This window comes from Isobaculum melis, from assembly GCF_900111355.1.
Taxonomy (GTDB): Bacteria; Bacillota; Bacilli; order Lactobacillales; family Carnobacteriaceae; genus Isobaculum; species Isobaculum melis.
This window is the reverse complement of record NZ_FOHA01000014.1, coordinates 51,656-71,290: the sequence shown is the minus strand read 5'-3', so window position 1 is coordinate 71,290 and position 19,635 is coordinate 51,656. Positions and strand designations below refer to the sequence as shown.

The following is a 19,635-nucleotide window of genomic DNA, read 5'->3' as shown; positions in this document are numbered from 1 at the left end:
GCTTAGCAAGGTCTATTTGTTGTGCACTTATTTCTATTATTCTGCTTACTCATTTTTCAGTATATTGGCTTGACTTTATATAGTTAGTCTTTCTTTCTAAAAATTAAGGGATATGTTTATGTAATTTCTATTTGTTTCATTGTAGCAGATGTGATTGTTTGTAGCAAAATAGCGATTAAAAATATGTTGATATAACAAAATCGGTAAGAGAATTTAGTGTTAAAAATAGTCGACATTAATAGAATAGCTTATCCTTTAACAAAAAGAAGCCATTATTTTTCACATAGACATTTCAAAATTTTCCTCCTATAATGAAGCTGAGAAATCCAGTATGAGAGAGGGGATGGGTAAAGAGATGAAAAAAACAGCCAAAGACCAAGTCGGCCATTTTCTAGAGAACTACCAAAAAAGTCAATCTAAAGTTGGCTTTACAACACAAGAAATTAGCGATGAAATGGGCTTAAGTAGATCAGTTACAAGTTTATATTTAAATCAGTTGTTACAAGAAAAACGTGTGGAAAAGCAAGCAGGAAAACCAGTTTTATGGCGTGCAATAACAGAGCCGGTGTTGCCATTAGAAGATGGTTTATCCGCTCAAGATGATATTTTTGAACATTTTATTGGTGCTTCAGGTAGTCAAAAAGAAGCAGTTGAAAAATGTAAATCAGCAGTTTTATATCCGCCCAAAGGCTTGAATATTTTGATTACCGGAAATAGTGGCGTTGGAAAAAGCTATTTTGCCTCTTTAATTCATGAATTTGCCAGGCAGCAACAGGTAATTGCTTCTAATGCTCCTTATTATGTGCTCAATTGCGCGGATTATGCCAACAACCCAGAATTACTTTCCTCAGCATTATTTGGCCATGTGGAAGGTGCCTTTACTGGTGCGAATCATCGGAAAATTGGCTTATTAAAAGAAGCAGATGGTGGGTATTTATTCTTAGATGAAGTACATAGACTATCTAGTGAAAACCAAGAAAAGCTTTTTACTTTTATGGATACCGGTAAATTCCGTCCATTAGGTGAAAATGTTGAGGATACCCGCTCGGATGTTCATTTTATTTTTGCAACAACTGAGGATCCTAAGAAAGTGCTGCTAGAAACCTTCAATAGGCGGGTGCCTGTGACCGTTCATTTAAGCAATTTTGAGGAAAGACCTTTTTATGAGCGCTTACAATTAGTCGAATTTCTATTTTTAGAAGAAGCACATCGGATTCAGCGTAATCTAAAGATTGAGCCGGAAGTCTTAAATATCCTTTGCTTCCATGTTTTTCCTGGCAATATTGGGAAATTAAGAAATAATATCCAAGTTAGCTGTGCCAAAGCGTTTAAACGGACAAGTCAATCCGATACCTTAAAAATTGGGCTACAAGAATTGGAAATAGGCCGCATTACCAGGCATATTCCAAGTGATAAATCACTAAATAAACCAATCTTCTTAGATTTTAAAAAGAAATATCAAGTTGAAAACGCGAATGCATCTTTTGTTGTTCAAACAGAATTGCATCGTTTATGGCAGCAAATTGTTGATGAGTATATCAAGTATAAAAAGATTGATTTTTCAAGATATGTCGCTAGGTTACAGGATATTGATTATCGCTATTTTGTCAGAAATAATGAAGCGTTGTACGGCAAGAAAAATCAAAAGATTTTAGAAGAAATCCAAGTTGAAGAAATTAGAAAGATTATTGGGGAACGCTTTGGCTTACCCAATAGCCAACAAATTTCAGCAATCTTAGGGCATTTTTTACGCTTAAATGACTTAGAAGATCGCCTTTTATTAAATGTCCGCCAAATTTTATTTAAAGAAAAATCCCGCTCCTATCATATTGCGACCTATTTTGAAAAAAGCTTATCAGGGAAAATGACCAAGAATTTAGATAGCTATATTTGTATTTTGGCGATTTTGCTGACAGAAGTTGTGGATGAAAGTATTGAGTTACATGGCTTGATTTTAGCTCATGGAAAAGCAACAGCTACGAGTATTCAAGAAGTCGTCAACCAGTTATGTGGCAATTATGTATTTGATGCAATTGATATGCCGATTGAAACCACTGTACAGGAGATTAGTGAAGAGGCCATTAAATTGATTAAAGAAACTGATACCAGTAAAGGCTTTATCTTGCTAGTAGATATGGGTTCCTTGAATCAGTTATATACCACTATTAATAAATATTTAGATGGCGATCTCTTAGTGATTAATAACTTAACCACTGCAATTGGTTTAGATATTGGGCTAAAAATGATGAGTCATGCTAGCTTTAAGGAAATTTCTCAAAGTGCAACAGACTATGAAATTTCAGCAAGATACTATGAAGGCTTTGCCCAATCTCAAAATATTTTGATTTCCTGTATGTCAGGCTTAGGGATTTCTGAAAGAATTCAGGAAATTATCAACCGTTATCTAGGACAAGATATTACTTCCTTAACACTAGACTATGCGACATTAAAGGAATTAATCGCAGAAAATGATGAGCATTATTTTAAAGAAACCCAGTTTATTATTACGACAACGAATCTTCCTAAAGAATTTACCATTCCCCTTTTAAATATTTATGATATTTGGGATAAAGAAGGCGCAAAACGCTTCTATCAATTAATTAAACGTTGGGTGAATCAAGAAGCCTATGAAAAAATGATGCAAGAGCTACTACACTTTTTCTCTTTAGAAGGTGTCGGCGAAAGGTTACAGTTTTTAAATCCAACGGTTGTGCTAGAGCAAGTGGAGACGATTTTAGCTAAATATGAAAATCACTATCATTTAGACTTAGATGGAAAAGTAAAGCTTAACCTATATATGCATATTGCACTATTAGTCGAACGCTTGATTTTAGACCGAGAAGAAGCTGATGCGATTGGTGATTTTGGTGAAAGCTCAGAGGAGCAAGAATTTTTAACCATTTCAAGAAAATTTTTCCATCAAATTGAATCCATGTATCAAGTAAAAGTCAATCAATATGAAATGAGTTTGCTGTATGAATTATTTAAAGCGGTAAGCTAAAATATGAAGTGTTTAAAAAGAATTTTCTTTTTAAACACTTTTTTTAAACACATAAAACGCGTCATAGCAGGAAAAAATAAGAAAAAAAGTTGGCACGAGACTTGCAATATAGAAAGATAAGAAGAAAAGAAAGGAGGACTAAAATGAAAAAGTTTTTAGTGGCTTCACATGGAAAAATGGCAAGTGGTATTCAAAATTCAGTTGATATTTTAACAGGAATGGGCAATCAGATTGAAGTGATTGATGCTTATATTGACGAAGTGGATTATACAATCAAGATTCAGCAGTTCATTGAAACGCTTCATGTGGAGGACACAGCAATTATTTTTACTGATTTATATGGTGGAAGTGTGAATCAAAAAGTGATGGTAGCAGTTGCGGCTCATCCCTCACAAAATATTCATGTCATTACTGGAATGAATTTAGCGGTGATTTTGTCTGTTGTGCTTGAAGCAGGAGAGATTACAACAGAACGTCTACAAGAATTAATCGATGAAAGCCAAGTTAAATTGGTTTTAACTGAAAGTTTAGTAGCAGAAGAAAGTGAAGACAATTTTTTTGACTAATTAAAGGAGCAAAAAAGATGATTCAAACAATATTATTCGATTGGGATGGCACCCTGTTAAATAGCAATGATTTGATTAATCAATCAAATATGCATGCCTTAAATCAATACTGTGAGCATCAATATACAGAGGATGAAGTGAAGCCTTTTAATGGCCCACCATTAATTCAGGTATACAAAGAAATCTATCCTGAAAAGGCAGAAGAAATGTTAGCTGCTTATCGTGCCTTTAATGGGGAACACCATGATGAAATGGTGCACTTATTTCCAAATGTAGCAACTGTGTTAAGGGCTTTAAAAAAACAAGGCATCATGTTAGGTGTTGTTTCCACTAAAAGAAGGAAAATGGTCATCAAAGGAATTGAACTTTTTGATTTATCAGATGTGTTTGATGTGGTGATTGGCGGAGATTCTTGTCCTGTACATAAGCCTCATGCAGACCCAATTTTAAAAGGGATGAGTGAGATTCAAGCTGAAAAAGCCACAACCATCATGGTGGGAGATAATTGGCAAGACATTGAAGCAGCTAATAATGCAGGCATTCGTAGTGTGTTTGTTGAATGGTCTCAAAAAAGTTTAGCTGATATGGAGCCTTACAATCCAACGGTCACGATTCAGACAATGGATCAGCTGTTAGAACTGGTCAAGGCAGAAAATAAAGAAGGGTAGTGTGAAAGATGATTGTACAATTACGTGTAGACGACAGACTGATTCATGGACAAGTCGCATTAGTTTGGACAAGAGAGTTAAATGCTTCTGGGATTGTGGTAGCAAATAATGAAGCGGCAGCAAATGAAGTCACACAAATGACACTAAAAATGGCTGTACCGACTGGTAAAAAATTATTGATTCGTTCGGTTGAAGACACAATTGAAGTTTTAAATAATCCAAAAGGCAAAGAAATGCGTATGTTTGTATTAACGAATTGTGTGAAAGATGCCTATGAAATTGCTAAAAATGTTCAGGATATTGAAGCAGTCAATGTTGCAAATGCAGGACGTTTTGATAAAACAGATAAAAGCCAAATTGTTAGATTAAGCTCAGCAATTGCTTTGAATCCAGAAGAAATTGAAGCATTAAAAAAATTAAACGAATTAAAAGATGTCAAAGTTTTTTCTCAAGGTTTGCCAACTTCGGCTGTGCAAACAATTGATCAATTACTCAATAACATTTAAACGAAAGGAAGTAAAAAAATGGTAAAAGAAGCGTTATTAGCAATGCTCTGTATGTTCCTTTGTTATGCAGGTAGTTACATCACTGGTAGTAGTATGATGGACCGACCAATTGTAGTAGGTGCGGTTGCAGGATTGATGTTAGGCGATGTGCAAACAGGATTAATTATTGGAGCAACTTTAGAAGCGGTCTTTATGGGAGCGGTAAACGTTGGTGGCGTTATTTCTTCAGAGCCAGCCATTGCAACAGTTTTAGCTGTTACTTTTTCAGTCGTAACAGATATTAGTCAGCAAGCGGCTGTGACTTTAACGATTCCGATTGGTGTGTTAGCAGCATTTGTTCTATTATTCATGAAAAACGGTATTATGACTTTATTTGCACCAATTCTTGACAGATTTGCAGAATCAAATAATCAAAAAGGGGTTACCTTCTTACACTTCTTCACTTGGTTTATCTACTATGGTATCTATTCATTTATGGCTTTCTTAGGTGTTGTTTTAGGAACCAAACCGATTCAACAATTAGTGGATAATATTCCTAAGAGCTTAATGGCTGGGTTGGAAACAGCTGGTGGTTTATTACCAGCAGTAGGATTTGCGATTTTAATGAAAATGCTTTGGGACAATAAATTAGCTGTATTTTACTTATTAGGTTTTGTTTTAACCGTTTATTTAAAATTACCAGCAATCGCTGTTGCTTGTATTGGTGCAGTAATTGTAGTGGCAACTTCTGTAAGAGACAGTGATATGCTACGTATTGAAAATGCGAAGCAAAAAGTTGCAGCAGCTACAAATAGCGATTTAAGTGTTAAAGATCAGGAAGAGGAGGACTTTTTCGCATGAAAATGACAAAAGATTTATCAAAAGAAGATAAAAAGATGCTCAATTCCATTTTCTGGCGTTCATTTCCGTTAAATGCCGATAGAATGGGACCAACTAAGTTTCACGCAAGTGGCTTTGCCTTTTCAATTATTCCAGCCATTCGTAGATATCATGACAAGCAGGAAGATCAAGCAGAAGCATTGGTTCGCCATACTGCATGGTATAACTGTAGTCAACATATTGGGAACTTTATCATTGGGCTAGCAGCTTCAATGGAAAAAGAAAAAAGTGAAAAACCAGATTTTGATGCACAATCAATTACAGCGGTAAAAGCTTCTTTAATGGGCCCTTTATCAGGGATTGGTGATACTTTCTTCCAAGGAATTTTACGTGTTGTAGCGGCTAGTGTAGGGATTAGCTTATCTATGTCAGGCTCTATCCTAGGCCCTCTTGTTTTCTTATTAATGTATAATATTCCAGCGATTGCAATCAGATATTATATGACCTATGCAGGCTTCTCATTAGGATCAACTTTTATTGAAAAAGTGTACTCAAGTGGTGGGATGAAAATATTAACCAAGGCTGCAAGTACCTTAGGATTAATGATGATGGGTTGTATGACAGCAACCAATGTGAAGTTTAAGACCATCCTCGCGATTACAATTGATGGTGGCGATCCGATTCAAATTCAAGACTATTTAGATCAATTATTTGTTGGCTTAGTTCCTTTATTGGTTACAATTGGTTGTTTCTACCTATTGAAAAAACAAGTCAATGTCAACTGGGTAATGTTAGCGATTTTTGTTTTAGCACTTCTTTTAGGTGTTGCAGGAATTGTTTAAAAATAACAACGATTTAGGTTTATAAAGGAGGATCTTCATGGGAAAGTATACACTAGATCAGCTTAGCCGTATGATTGATCATACAAATTTAAAAGCAGATGCTGACCGTCAAGCAATGGAAACATTATGTACGGAAGCAAAAGACTATCATTTTAAAATGGTGGCAATCAATCAGGTACAAGCGCAGGTATGTGCGGCATTTTTAAAAGGCACAGATGTTAATGTAGGCGCAGCAATCAGTTTTCCACTAGGACAAACAAGCCTGGCTTCAAAGCTTTATGAAACAGTAGATGCTATTAAAAATGGTGCAACTGAAATTGATTATGTGATTAACTTAACGGAAGTGAAAAATGGCAACTTTGACTATATTCAAGAAGAAATGACTGAAATTGTTAAGCTTTGTCAGAAGAACAAGGTCATTTCTAAAGTTATTTTTGAAAATGCTTATTTAACTAAAGAAGAAATCACAAAAATAGCAGAAATAGCCAAAATTGTTAAACCAGACTTTATTAAAACCTCAACAGGAATGGCACCAAGTGGCGCAACCTTAGAAGATGTAGCATTGATGAAACAAGTGGTAGGCTCACAAGTGAAAGTCAAAGCTGCTGGTGGGATTCGTGATGCGGCAACGTTTAAAGCGATGATTAAACATGGTGCGGAACGTATTGGTACCAGTTCAGGTATTCAAATATTAAAAGAATTAACAGCTGAAATGACAGCTAACAAACAAGATTTTATTGAAATTTAAAGAGCAAGCAAAATAGAGGAGGAGATCCACTTGGCAAAAGGAAGAATGATTTTTGAAGAAGAAAGAATCGATCTCGCCAATATTGTTAAAATGGCATTTACAAGAAAGCTAACAAATGTGGCAGGCGGTAATTTCAGCTTTAAAACAACAGACGAAGCGGGTAAAGAATACATTATCATGACACCAACAATGATGTCTGAGGCTTATTTTGGAGACCTATCACCTTCGCAAATCTTAGTGGTCGAGCCTCATACGAGAAAAATTTTAGCAGGTGAGGGTTCTCTAACTAGAGAAATTAATATGCATGAAGCAGCTTATGATGCAAATCCAGAAATCAAGTGTGTCTTCCATTCTCATGCACCAAATGCTATGTTTTGGGCATCTTCAGGCTTGAATATGCCCAATTTAACAGAAGCAACCCAAAAGGTTCGTCAAATTAAAGTGTTAGACTTTGAGCCAAACTGCTCAGAAGAATTAGCAGCAATTGTTAGTGAAAAGCTAACAGCTTTAAGAGAAGCAGGGGAAGAATTACCTTATCAATTCTTATTAGATAGCCATGGCATTCTTGTAACAACTCCTGGAGCAGATGGTTTAGAAGCGCTGCATAAAGCTTTATCAATTGTTGATACTGTAGAATGGAATGCTGAAATTGCCTATAAGCAAACAATTTTCCAAAAATTGGGTATTATGGATGGCTACCATTCTAAAGGAATTAAGATTGGAACAGTTGAAGATGTGATCAACGGCAAAGCCTTATGGAATGATGCTGTTTTAGGCGGCGCTGGCGGGGATTAAAGATCGCAAATATTGTTCAATAGAGACAGAAAAAAACCACGAAATGACCTAAAATTTAGATTTTCGTGGTTTTTTAATGAAGCAATAGAAAAGTGATTATTCATTCTTTAAAAAGTTTTTTCTATTAACAATGAGGAAGCTAGCTATCAGAACTAAAATGAGACCATATCCGATAAAACTTCTATTTTTTTCTCCTGTTTCTGGTAAACGAGCGATTGAAGCAGCCTCTTCTTGTTTTTTAGGAGGTTCATTATTTTCTGAAGGAGGAATAACAATATTTTCTTCAATTTTTGCATAGATATAAGTGACTTCTTGCTCTTTATCTATGAATTCTCCAGAGATAGAGCCTTCAACTTCTTTAAAGTCATAGTGATTGAAAGTTAGCTGTTCAGTTTCATACCGCTCTCCAACATTACCATCTAACACAATATCTTCAGCAAGTTTCTGACCTTCTGTATCAACATAATGAACAGTAACAGGGGCTGCTTTTACAATATCTTTGGTATAGATATAGGTGATGATTTGTTCGTCGTCTGTAAATGTACCTGTTGTATTGCCCTGCACTTCTTTAAACGTGTAGCCAGTAATTGCTTTTTGTTCAGAAGTATATCCGTCATCGATATTTCCTGATAAAGTGATGCTATCTGCAATCTCATTGTTATTTTCATCTACATATTTTACCGTAACATCTTTACCGAAACGTTTAACGAAAATACGATAATTACTGCCGCTTAAGATTTCATCAGGGTTATTTGTTAGTGCTTTTTGCGGAACCCATTCGATAGAGTCGCTGAAAGAACCTGAGTCAATTGTCAAAGATTTTTCATCATAAATACTGGCATCTAAACCTAATGAAGCAAGGGTATCTACCAAACCGATGCGTGAATACTGCTCACCTGATAATCCAGTAGAGGTTTTCGTGGTAATGACTTCATTCGTTGCATTGTCATAAACAGTATAAGTATCTGAAACTTTTGGTGTGAAAAGAGTAATTTCACGCTGTATACCATTTAAAACGATGCCACGAACTATACTATCAGCTCCGTTGATACCAATTGTGGTTGCATTTACCTCTGGATAGGAACTAACGCTTGTATCAAACTTTATGTTATCAGCTCCAATAAATAAGACATTACGTCCAATCTCAGCTAGTGTATTTGCGTTAAAAGTAACTTTTGTTAAACCTGAATCCTTAGAGGCCGCCTTTACTGGAAATTCTAAAGCTAAAAATTCATCATGCCCTCCAGCAGTAATGAAAGCACCAGTACTTGGGCTTATTTGATAGACCTCTCTGCCATCTGTTGTGTTGGCTAGCTGCGTTACAGATAAAGAGCCATTATGGATATTCAGACCAGTAGAGTATTTGGAAACAGCATTTTGAACAGCATCTATTCCACCGCTAGTCGTTAAGCCTTGTGGTAAAATGACATACATATTGCTTAGATACTGGGTTTTTTGGCTACTATATAAAAATAAATCTAGCTCACCAGCTCCGTTATAGGCAATGTATTTATGACCAGGATCAACAAACATATTGGATACATGACGCAGGTCATCTGTTGGAGGCGTAACTTCAGCTCTTGTTTCGGGTGTAGTTTCAGTTGCTAAAACTGGCATAATTGTTCCAGCTAATAAAAGAAATGTAGTGAATAGCAGGATTTTTTTGTTCATAATGAGCTCCTTTTCGTTCGTTTGTATTTCCGTATACTTATTTATAAAATTAAATCGAAATGTTTTGAAAAAAATATTTATATATAAACTAACAGTTTGTAGTGATTATTTTTAAATAAACATTTAAAAAAACTTGATGTGAAAAGTATACTATATTTTTTTTTATAATTCTATTTATTAGATTAATTGTTATGGAATTCACTGATTTTTTTAATCAAATTGTAAGGATATAAGCGTAATATTTTTGGATTGAACGATTTGTAGGAAAGAGGGTAGGAAAATCCTTTCATTTTGTACGGTGAAATGAATCATATAGATAACAGCTGAAAGTTTCAAATGAACAAATATTTTAGTTTGAATCATGACAGTTGATACAAAGATGTATTTAAACCATCGTTTATCAATCAGTTCTAATTTTTAAAATATATAGTTAGCGTGCATCCTTGACTTTACCACCCAATATGCTATATTTAGATGAAATTCAATAAAAATCAACACTTAATAAATATCGCCGGGTATTTTATTAAAGGTGTTAACAAACCATTCTTAGGCCGTAGATAGAATGATTTGTTAGCACCTTTTTTTGTAGAAATATTGATTAAAAATTTGAAGTTTAGGGAGATGAGTAGCATGACAAAACATTGGTTGATGTTAATAGTAGGCGCTTTTTTTGAGGTGTTATGGGTAACAGGAATGAAGCATAGTACCTCCTGGCTAGAAGTGTTGCTGACACTGGTTGCCATCATTATTAGCTTTTATGCACTCATTCGTGCGAGTGAAGCCTTGCCTGTTGGAACGGCATATGCCGTCTTTGTTGGATTAGGCACAACAGGGACCATTATTGTGAGCAGCTTACTATTTGGTGAATCATTTAGCCTTGTTAAAGGGCTATTACTGGCTATCTTACTAGCAGGTGTATTGGGCTTGAAAATCATTACAGGAAAGAAAGGATGAGTGACAAATGAGTTGGATTTATTTGTTAATTGCTGGTTTTTTTGAAATTCTAGGTGTAGGCTCCATTAGTCGTTATAATCAAAAAAAGGACAGCCTATCATTACTCATTTTAATCCTCATGTTTGGCTGTAGCTTTCTCTTTTTACAATTAGCCATGCGTGTCTTACCAATGGGGATGTCTTATGCAATTTGGACAGGGATTGGAACATCAGGTGGCGCCCTTTTAGGCATGCTTTTCTTTAAAGAATCAAAAGATTGGCGCCGTCTTCTTTGTATTGCGTTAGTTTTAGGCGCTGTCATTGGCTTAAAACTAGTTGGATAACGAGCTAAAATGAGGAGCTTGAGGCTGAGACAAAAGGCGTTAAGGTTTGAGAAATTGGAGAAAAAGACGAACAATACGCTTTTTGTATTGGTTGGATTTTGTGAAATTTCCGAAGAACCTGCCTTTTGTCCACCGTTTATAGAAGCAATATACGTGGTTGGGATAAAACCTTTGAGTTTTGTCCCAACCACAAGTTTTTCTATTAAATAATCAAAATCGGTATCGTAATCAGTCGGAAATAAGTTTATAATAGATAGCAGTATGGAAATGAAGTTTTCAAATAACGGAGGGTTCTCACATGAAAAAATTGGGTTTTGATCCACAAAAATACATTGAAGAGCAATCAAAATATATCCTAGAAAGAGTCAATCATTATGATAAATTATATTTAGAATTTGGTGGCAAATTGATTGGGGATATGCATGCTAAACGTGTGCTACCAGGCTTTGATGCAGATGCTAAAATTAAATTATTGCAAAAATTGAAAGACCAAGCTGAAATTTTAATTTGTGTTTATGCAGGGGATATTGAGCGCAATAAAATTCGTGGGGATTATGGCATTACTTACGATATGGATATTTTACGCCAAATTGATGAATTAAGAGAATATGGCTTAGCGGTAAATAGTGTCGTGATTACACGTTACAGTGGTCAACCCTCTACAAAAATGTTTATTAACAAATTGGAAAGAAGAGATATCAAAGTTTATAAGCATGCGGCAATTGAAGATTATCCATCAAATCTTGAAAAAATTGTCAGTGAAGAAGGCTTTGGGAAAAATGACTATATTCCAACAACAAAACCAATTGTTGTCGTAACAGCACCAGGTCCAGGAAGTGGTAAATTAGCCACTTGTTTAAATCAACTTTATCATGAAAGCCGTAAAGGAAAAGCAGCTGGCTATTCAAAATTTGAAACATTCCCAGTTTGGAATGTCCCTTTGAAACACCCGTTAAATATTGCTTATGAAGCAGCAACTGTTGATTTAAAAGATGTGAATATGATTGATTCTTTCCATTTTGATAAATACCAACAAGTGGTCGTAAACTATAATCGTGATGTTGAGACATTTCCTGTGATTAAACGCATTATTGAAAAAATTACGGGCAAAGAATCGGTTTATCAATCGCCAACTGATATGGGCGTTAACCGTGTTGGTTTTGGGATTATTGATGATGATGTGGTTAAAGAAGCCTCTAAACAAGAAATTATTCGTCGTTGCTTTGCAACCGAATGTGATTTTAAAAAAGGCTTAATCGATGATGAAACCGTCAATCGGATTAAGCTGATTATGGAAGAGGTTGAGCTGAAAAAAGAAGATCGTAAAGCGGTTCTTCCTGCACGCCAGTATTCAGAACAATTAAGAGAAAAAAGTGGGAATAGTGATACACCAGCAGTGATTGCTTTTGAGTTATCAGATGGTCGAGTAGTTACTGGTAGAAGTACTAGTTTAATGGATTCTTGTTCAGCTGCTATTTTAAATTCGATTAAAATGTTAGCTAATATTTCAGATGAAATCCTATTATTATCTCCTGTGATTCTGGAAACCATTCAAAATATGAAGAAAAAAGATTTAAACAGTAAAATCACAGCATTAAATGCCAATGAAATCTTGATTGCCTTAGCGATTAGTGCGGTAACCAACCCAACTGCCCAATTGGCCTATGATCAGTTATCAGAGCTAAGTGGTGTCCAAGCACATTCTACTGTTATGCTTAGTAAAAATGATGAACAAACACTACGTGAGCTAGGCTTGGATATTACCTGTGATGCGGTTTATCCTTCAGAAAATTTATATTATATCTAGTTAATAAACAGAAATGAGGCTGAGCCAAAAGGTGTTTAGGTTCGAGCACCAGGTAGGTACTTTTCTACATCAACTCATACTTCGTTGTGAATCAAAGCAATTGGAGCAAAAGACGAACAATTGTCATGCTTCTTGTCATGCTTCTTAGGATTTTTAATCCTTAGAAACATGATACAGATCGAACACGGTTCGACTCTGAACCTTATAAATTTATTGTGATCGAAGCGTAGCGTAGTAGGTATCAATCAGCATCTGTTCACTACGTTTACAGTGATTCTTGACAATTGCAGACCGAACCTGCCTTTTGGCCACCGTTTACCGAGGTAATTTATGCTTTTTTAGAAGTAATTAAGGGGTTGGGATAAAACTTTTTAGTTTTGTCCCAACCCCATTTTTTTGTTTCATAACAATGTAAGAGCGACTCTGGTCAAAAAAACATGCTATGATAGTAAAAAGCCGTATCATATTATAATAAGGAAGTGAGGTAAGAAATATGGCAGAAAAATTGCTTGGCAGTATTGAGGCAGGTGGGACAAAATTTGTTTGTGGCGTTGGAACAGATGATTTAACCATTGTCAATCGTGTGAGTTTTCCAACAACAACACCAGCTGAAACGATGAAGTTAGTGATTGATTATTTTAAACAATTTGATTTAAAAGCGATTGGTGTAGGTTCTTTTGGGCCAATTGATATTCATCAAGATTCAGCTACTTATGGTTTTATCACAACAACACCTAAACTGGCTTGGGAAAATTTTGATTTTATTGGTGCATTAAAAAAATATTTTGACATTCCAATTGCATGGACAACAGATGTCAATGCTGCGGCATATGGTGAATATGTTGCTGGTAGTGCACAAGGATTAGCGAGTTGTGTCTACTATACAATTGGTACAGGGATTGGTGGTGGTGCCATTCAAGAAGGGCAATTTATTGAAGGCTTTAGTCATCCTGAAATGGGGCATATGATAGTCAAAAAGCATCCAAAAGATACCTTTGTAGGAAACTGTCCTTTTCATCAGGATTGTCTTGAAGGCATGGCAGCAGGTCCAGCAATTGAAAAAAGAGCAGGACAAAAAGGTCAGGAATTGCCAGCGGATCATGTTGCATGGGCTATGGAAGCTTATTATATTGCACAAGCAGTTTATAATACGACACTTCTTTTATCACCTGATGTGATGATTTTAGGTGGTGGTGTGATGCAGCAACCACAGTTACTACCAAAAATTCGTTTTGAATTTGAAAAAATGCTGAAAAATTATGTCAAAACACCATTACTGGAAGAATATATTGTGACACCTAAGTTAGGTAATGATGCAGGAACAATAGGCTGTCTAGCACTAGCGAGAAAAACAGCTATTTAAAATAAAGCGCGCAGAAAGTATTTTTCTGCACGCTTTACTTATCTTTTTTTATTTTTACTCAACACGAGGTTCTAATTCTTTTTTAGCCTTATCGGTACCATTATTAAGGGCTTTTTTTGCTTTATCAGTTTGATTTGATGCAAACTCGCCTGTACTTTCAGCTACATCACTGACACGATCTTGGAGTGTCACAGAATCTTTTTTGTATTCTTCTTTGGATTTCACATCGACTACATTTACATTGACTTCAATGACCTCTAAACTAGTCATTTTTTTCACTTGTTCAGCAATCACTTTTTGGATTTGGTCATATAATTTTGCAATATCGGTGCCATATTCTGCGACAATATCCAAATCGACTGCTACTTGTTTTTTTCCAACCTCTACATCAATTCCAGCAGTTACATTATTTGTATTGACTAATTTTTCAGCAATATTTGAGAAGAATCCACCATTTACAGTGAGTAACCCATTAATTGATTCTAAAGAAATCCCAATAATTTTTTGAATGACTTTATCATCAAAAGTCAAATCCCCTTTAACTGCTTGTGTAGTTAATTCAGTTCCATTATTTTTTTCCATTGTTAATTCCCCCTATAAGATCTTGTTTATTTTTTAGTTATTTTGACTAAAATCCCCGTTTTATTTAAAAAATAGCCTATGAATCCGCCAACTATGGTTAAAAGCACAATTAAAATGGTTTTAAAAAAACCAATTGTTAGGAATAACATGGCTAAAATAAAGCCTAAAATAGCACCAATAATCGGCCATTTATAAGTTTCCATCCAATCTTGCATCATTTATCATCCCCTTATTCAACACGTGAGCTTGTTTTTACTTTAGGTGTATAATTTGTCAAATGGACATAGATTTTTTTGTCTTCAGTGATGCCTAACAACTGTTCCAAGTCTTGTTGTAGCTGACTTGTGAAAGCTGCATTTTGTTTTTCGATATCTGGATAATTGAGTAAATGGCCTTTAATCCTAATGATGATTTTGTGGCGTTTAATGATTGTTTTAACTTTTGGATTATGCACATAATTCTCTTTTTTGATTGAAGTTAAGACAAAGTTATCAATCGCTTTCTTTTCGATTTTTAAGACACCATTTCCCTTTTTAAATTGAAGGGTTTGGCGTTTATTTGGGAAGAAAATAATGATAAAAATGCAGACAATCAAAAGGACAACAAAGACTAAGCTACCATAAAATAGATAGTAGGGTACATATTGACCAATCATTGGATAATCTTCAAAAGGAAGCAGTTGAACATCCATTTGAGAAATATATTGGTAGGAAGCAGTTGTTGCTAAAACAATGGGTAGTAAAAGAATGAATAACATAATGAGTAAAAATTTTTTCAATCCACTCAAGTTCTCTCCTCCTTTCTTAATCTATGTAAAATGAAACAAAGATGCTATGTAAAAAGAAAGGGAAAGTGTAATGGGGGAAGTATTTGAGATGATATATGTTGTATACCTGTTACTATTAAAATAGTTCACTTCAAGTGAAATGTCCAATGAAACGATTTGTGAAGGATTGAGTCAAATCAGATTGTCTGAAAATAAAAGTCTGATTAGAGGTGAAGATGCTCCGAATGACTTCAAGAAATAAAAAACACTTTTTTGTATTAAAGGATAATAAAAAGTGAAATAAAAAGATTTAAATATCTTTTTTTAATATGAATATATTATAAATTGAAAAATGAACAACAAACCCATATTTACCAGTACTTGACAAAGATAATGAATCAATTATAATAAGCCTTGCAAGTAACATGTGTTACTTGCATCTTGAAAATTCTATTCCTTAAATATGTAATCAGATACTTCGGAATGTTGTGTATTCAACCTTTCGAAGCTTTTTCTATTTTCTTTCCTAAAAATGAAAAAAACACATGTTTTTTTCATTAAAGGAGGCGTTTGAAATTGCGCATAAAAATAGTTAGAAAAAGGAATAAATTGAAATTGTTTGGATTGATTTTACTGATATTCACTGGGCTTCAAAGTATTCAACCACTACATATAGAAGCTTCTCATGTGATTAAAAAAGGGGACTTCAAATTAACCGCAGAAAATAAATGGGATGCAGTTGAAGAAAAAAATTATGCTGAGTTGCATTGGGATCAAGTAGAAAACCTAGCTTCAACGGGCTACACACTCTATCAATCAACAGATGGCACAAAGTTTGAGCCGATTCCTATTAATTACAGAAAAAAGATTAATGTATTAAATATTTATCCAGATGTAGCAGCTTCGAATACATTAAAAGGTTGGATGGACGGTTTAGGCTTAAAAGATGTCCATGGAGATTCATTAATTCAAGTTACAGCATGTTCAATTACAGAATTCAATGCAAATCCTAATGCCTATTTGAAAGATAGTGCAGGAAACTATAAGTATGATGTGATGATGTTTGGTTCTTGGGATGTTTATGGCGGGAAAGATTTAACCGAGCAGTCTTATGCAGCAACAAGGGCATTTTCAGATAGTGGTAGAGGCGTACTATTTGGACATGATACTGTTTATTTTGCAAAACCTCAATTTATGAAATATGCAAAGGATTTGGGTGTTACAACAACCTCATCTGTTCCTGGCGTAGCAGGGGTTGGGCATAATCAAGTGAGAGTAATAGACAATGGGTATCTGATGAAGTATCCGTTTGAACTTAAAAATAATATGGAATTAACCATTCCATATACACATATTCTTCAGCACAAATTAAAAGCCAATCAATCAAAAATCTGGCTGAATTTTACTGGCTCATCCAGTATTTATGCTAATCCAATTATTGATAATGCGACCCTCACTAATAATTGGTATTTAATTACCAATCAAAATGTAGCAATGATTCAGACGGGACATAGTGGTGGGCAATCTACACCTGACGAACAAAAAATTATTGCCAATACCTTATATAATTTGGCACAAGTTTCACAGGATAATTTTACAGATGATTTTACTGTCAAGGATTCTAAAGCACCAGATATACCTGACGTTTCAATAATAGCAGGAAAACCAGTTGAGGAATTAGAGCTATCCATAACTGCAAACGATAAAGGAACACCTTATCAATGGTATGTTGAAGCAGAAACTAAGGTGGGCACCAATAAAATATCTGATACTGTTGAAGAAGAGATTATTAGTGATATGGCAGGATATATTTATGAAATAGACGACAATCCTACCACGCTTCCTAAGGTAGAGGTGGACGAATATGGAAAAATTAAAAATATTAATTTGCCAGTCACATTACCAAATAAAAAAGCCATTCTTACAGGGCTTGATGGTGTAGCAGATGCAAATAAATGGCTTCACATTGTTGCTGTTGATAGAGCACATAACGTAAGTGAAGTGAAGCATCTTCAGATCAAGGATTTACTACCAGCATTTCAAATCAAGCAAAAATATACAGATGTTGATGATGTTGAGATTAAGCCTGTTGTAACGGAAATGGTCACTGCAAAAGAGAACTATCAAGTCACACCACCAGTCATTGCTGGTTATCTGATTACAGGTTATCAAATAGATAAAGAAGCACGGCAAAAATTAGATGAAAATGAAACGGTGACGATTACAGCGGTTTCAAACCACCATCAGGTTGCATTTATTTATCAAAAAATCAACAAGCTTCATGTAAGACAAGTTATTACTGAAGCCTATGACCAATTAGTATTACCAAAAACAGGCTTTGTTACAGTCAACCAAATCGATGGAAATAATGAACTGCAAATTGGTGCACAGCTAAATAGCAAGATTTTATCAGAGCTAGAAATTGCCACACCGAACTTTACAGAAATTTCACTACGAAAGTTGACAGCTTACCAAGGAATGAGCATCAAGCCAATGATTCCTAGCTACTATACCTATGCAGGCTATCGTTTAAGTCAAACTAAGGAAGATCATTTAGCAACACCACTCATCACAGATAGTTGGCCACTTGTGAAGGCGGTTAAAGATCAGGAATATTGGTTGACGATTTATCTATCACCAACCAGCGAAAGTCCTAGACCTTACAGTGGGCAATCTCAACAGCTAGAAATTGGTACATTAATCCCATAAATAATAGCCACAAGCCTAATTTGATAAAGGCTTGTGGTTATTTCTATTGTGACAAAAAGAGTGATAAATCTATTAAAGCTTTATTATTATCTTTAGTAAAAACACACTAAAAAAAACGAAAACACACTTAAAAAACATGAAAACGTATTCTCTTTCATTCTGAATCAACGTATGATGACAATGTAAGGTAAAAGGAGACGATTTATATGACAACTTTGCAGGTGAAAAAAATCAATTTGCAAAATTCTTATCATCAAACTGCTTGGCAAAAGATACTTGCAAGTGAAAACTTACGGGTAGAACATCATTTGTCTTATACAGCAGGTATTTATGATGGCGAACAGTTAATTGCAACGGGTTCTTTACAGCGCAATGTCATCAAAGAAATTGCTATTTTACCACATTATCAAGGAGGCGAAGTGTTTAATCTACTCCTCTCTCATTTGATGTCTGAATTATCAAATAGAGGATTTTATCACTACTTTGTCTTTACTAAACCAATGTACCAACAAACTTTTGAATATATTGGCTTTCAAAAAGTTGCAGCAACTGCAGAGGCCTGTTTACTTGAAAAGGGCAATCAATCTATTGATGAATTTGTGAAATGTTTTTCAAAGAAAGAAAAAGGTGTGAAGCAACAGATAGGATGCATTGTGATGCACGCCAACCCATTTACAAAGGGTCATCTCTATTTAATTGAAACAGCTGCAAAGGCCTGTGCGCAGGTTGTTGTCTTTGTTGTAGAAGCAGATGAAGGGATGTTTTCTTACCAAGAACGAATCGCTTTAGTCAAAGCTGGCACAGCACATCTTAGCAATGTTGAGGTTTATGGTGGTGGGGCTTATATGGTGAATTTTGCAACCTTTCCTTCTTACTTTATTGAAGAAGAGGAGCAAGTGATTCATTATCAAACCGTACTTGATGCGACTATTTTTAAGGAAAAAATTGCACCAGCGATTAATTGTACCGTTCGTTATGTGGGGGAAGAGCCTTTCTCTCATACGACAAACCTTTATAATCAAGCGCTAAAAGAAGTATTGTTGCCTGAGGTTCAAGTTCAGGTCATCCCAAGAAGCGCAAGTTTAGACGGACAAATCATCAGTGCTTCGAAAGTACGAGAAATGATTGAAGCAGGGGCTAGTGAAAAGCTGGCAGACTTTGTTCCAGCAACGACAAGAACGTTTATCCAAGAAAAATATCATGTATAGAGAGGGAAGTAATGATGGAAATTAAACAAACCGCAATGGCAGGGACTTTGGAATCAAGTGATATTCAAATTACCTTAACACCAATTGCCGGAGCCACTGAAATTCATTTAGATAGTTCGGTTGGCAAGCAATTTGGGGAGCAAATCAAGCAAGTGATTACTGAGACACTGGCAAGCTACAAAGTTGAACATGTAAGAGTTGATGCAGTAGACCGAGGGGCATTAGATTGTACGATTCAAGCAAGAACGCAAACGGTGATACAACGTGGCTTAGATCAAGTCGACCAAGTTAATTGGGAGGTTTTATAG

The 19,635-nt window shown here is 35.2% G+C and carries 19 protein-coding genes; 15 read left to right on the top strand and 4 right to left on the bottom strand.

The window, feature by feature from the left end:
- The first annotated feature begins 355 nt into the window (after positions 1-355).
- From BMW29_RS10480 to BMW29_RS10445, 8 genes are all read left to right on the top strand, one after another.
- Positions 356-3,001 (top strand): sigma 54-interacting transcriptional regulator, encoded by a 2,646-nt coding sequence (locus BMW29_RS10480; RefSeq protein WP_177165748.1) that lies wholly within the window; start codon positions 356-358, stop codon positions 2,999-3,001.
- Between the two features lie 143 nt (positions 3,002-3,144).
- A complete protein-coding gene (locus BMW29_RS10475) occupies positions 3,145-3,567 on the top strand; it encodes a PTS sugar transporter subunit IIA (protein WP_092653153.1) in 423 nt (140 codons plus the stop codon).
- Positions 3,568-3,584: 17 nt separating this feature from the next.
- On the top strand, positions 3,585-4,235 hold the full coding sequence (gene ppaX, locus BMW29_RS10470) for a pyrophosphatase PpaX (RefSeq protein ID WP_092653151.1): 651 nt from the start codon (positions 3,585-3,587) through the stop codon (positions 4,233-4,235).
- An 8-nt stretch (positions 4,236-4,243) separates the two neighbouring features.
- Positions 4,244-4,741, top strand: coding sequence for a PTS sugar transporter subunit IIB (locus tag BMW29_RS10465; protein WP_092653149.1), 498 nt, complete (start codon positions 4,244-4,246; stop codon positions 4,739-4,741).
- 18 nt (positions 4,742-4,759) lie between these two features.
- Positions 4,760-5,581 carry a PTS mannose/fructose/sorbose/N-acetylgalactosamine transporter subunit IIC gene (locus BMW29_RS10460; RefSeq protein WP_092653147.1) on the top strand — a complete coding sequence of 274 codons (822 nt, stop codon included), beginning with the start codon at positions 4,760-4,762 and terminating at the stop codon, positions 5,579-5,581.
- Complete coding sequence (locus BMW29_RS10455; protein WP_092653145.1) at positions 5,578-6,402, top strand: PTS system mannose/fructose/sorbose family transporter subunit IID; 825 nt, start codon at positions 5,578-5,580, stop codon at positions 6,400-6,402. The genes BMW29_RS10460 and BMW29_RS10455 overlap by 4 nt, the downstream gene beginning before the upstream one ends.
- A gap of 37 nt (positions 6,403-6,439) precedes the next feature.
- Entirely contained in the window at positions 6,440-7,150 is a 711-nt protein-coding gene (gene deoC, locus BMW29_RS10450; protein WP_092653143.1) for a deoxyribose-phosphate aldolase, read from the top strand.
- A gap of 30 nt (positions 7,151-7,180) precedes the next feature.
- A complete protein-coding gene (locus tag BMW29_RS10445; protein ID WP_092653141.1) occupies positions 7,181-7,945 on the top strand; it encodes a class II aldolase/adducin family protein in 765 nt (254 codons plus the stop codon).
- 96 nt (positions 7,946-8,041) lie between these two features.
- On the opposite strand, the gene BMW29_RS10440 is transcribed toward BMW29_RS10445, so the two are convergent.
- Positions 8,042-9,616 carry a MucBP domain-containing protein gene (locus tag BMW29_RS10440; protein ID WP_143047358.1) on the bottom strand — a complete coding sequence of 525 codons (1,575 nt, stop codon included), beginning with the start codon at positions 9,614-9,616 and terminating at the stop codon, positions 8,042-8,044.
- Positions 9,617-10,246: 630 nt separating this feature from the next.
- Between BMW29_RS10440 and BMW29_RS10435 the strand changes: the two genes are divergently transcribed.
- The 4 genes from BMW29_RS10435 (at position 10,247) to BMW29_RS10420 (ending at position 14,062) form a co-directional block, all read left to right on the top strand.
- Positions 10,247-10,570, top strand: a complete 324-nt coding sequence (locus BMW29_RS10435) for a DMT family transporter (protein ID WP_092653139.1) — start codon at positions 10,247-10,249, stop codon at positions 10,568-10,570.
- A 7-nt stretch (positions 10,571-10,577) separates the two neighbouring features.
- Positions 10,578-10,892, top strand: coding sequence for a DMT family transporter (locus BMW29_RS10430; RefSeq protein WP_092653137.1), 315 nt, complete (start codon positions 10,578-10,580; stop codon positions 10,890-10,892).
- 298 nt (positions 10,893-11,190) lie between these two features.
- On the top strand, positions 11,191-12,699 hold the full coding sequence (locus BMW29_RS10425; RefSeq protein ID WP_092653135.1) for a DUF1846 domain-containing protein: 1,509 nt from the start codon (positions 11,191-11,193) through the stop codon (positions 12,697-12,699).
- Positions 12,700-13,192: 493 nt separating this feature from the next.
- Positions 13,193-14,062 (top strand): ROK family protein, encoded by an 870-nt coding sequence (locus BMW29_RS10420; protein WP_092653133.1) that lies wholly within the window; start codon positions 13,193-13,195, stop codon positions 14,060-14,062.
- 54 nt (positions 14,063-14,116) lie between these two features.
- On the opposite strand, the gene BMW29_RS10415 is transcribed toward BMW29_RS10420, so the two are convergent.
- The 3 genes from BMW29_RS10415 to amaP are packed head-to-tail and all read right to left on the bottom strand — an operon-like array spanning position 14,117 to position 15,431.
- Complete coding sequence (locus BMW29_RS10415) at positions 14,117-14,644, bottom strand: Asp23/Gls24 family envelope stress response protein (protein ID WP_092653131.1); 528 nt, start codon at positions 14,642-14,644, stop codon at positions 14,117-14,119.
- A 26-nt stretch (positions 14,645-14,670) separates the two neighbouring features.
- Entirely contained in the window at positions 14,671-14,859 is a 189-nt protein-coding gene (locus BMW29_RS10410) for a DUF2273 domain-containing protein (protein WP_092653161.1), read from the bottom strand.
- Between the two features lie 14 nt (positions 14,860-14,873).
- The gene (gene amaP, locus BMW29_RS10405) at positions 14,874-15,431 is read right to left on the bottom strand and encodes an alkaline shock response membrane anchor protein AmaP (protein ID WP_092653130.1); all 558 of its coding nucleotides are present in this window, start codon (positions 15,429-15,431) and stop codon (positions 14,874-14,876) included.
- 555 nt (positions 15,432-15,986) lie between these two features.
- Between amaP and BMW29_RS10400 the strand changes: the two genes are divergently transcribed.
- From BMW29_RS10400 to citD, 3 genes are all read left to right on the top strand, one after another.
- Positions 15,987-18,119 carry a DUF5057 domain-containing protein gene (locus BMW29_RS10400; protein ID WP_092653128.1) on the top strand — a complete coding sequence of 711 codons (2,133 nt, stop codon included), beginning with the start codon at positions 15,987-15,989 and terminating at the stop codon, positions 18,117-18,119.
- 206 nt (positions 18,120-18,325) lie between these two features.
- Positions 18,326-19,327 (top strand): [citrate (pro-3S)-lyase] ligase, encoded by a 1,002-nt coding sequence (gene citC, locus BMW29_RS10395; protein WP_092653126.1) that lies wholly within the window; start codon positions 18,326-18,328, stop codon positions 19,325-19,327.
- A 14-nt stretch (positions 19,328-19,341) separates the two neighbouring features.
- Positions 19,342-19,635 carry a citrate lyase acyl carrier protein gene (gene citD / locus BMW29_RS10390; protein WP_092653159.1) on the top strand — a complete coding sequence of 98 codons (294 nt, stop codon included), beginning with the start codon at positions 19,342-19,344 and terminating at the stop codon, positions 19,633-19,635.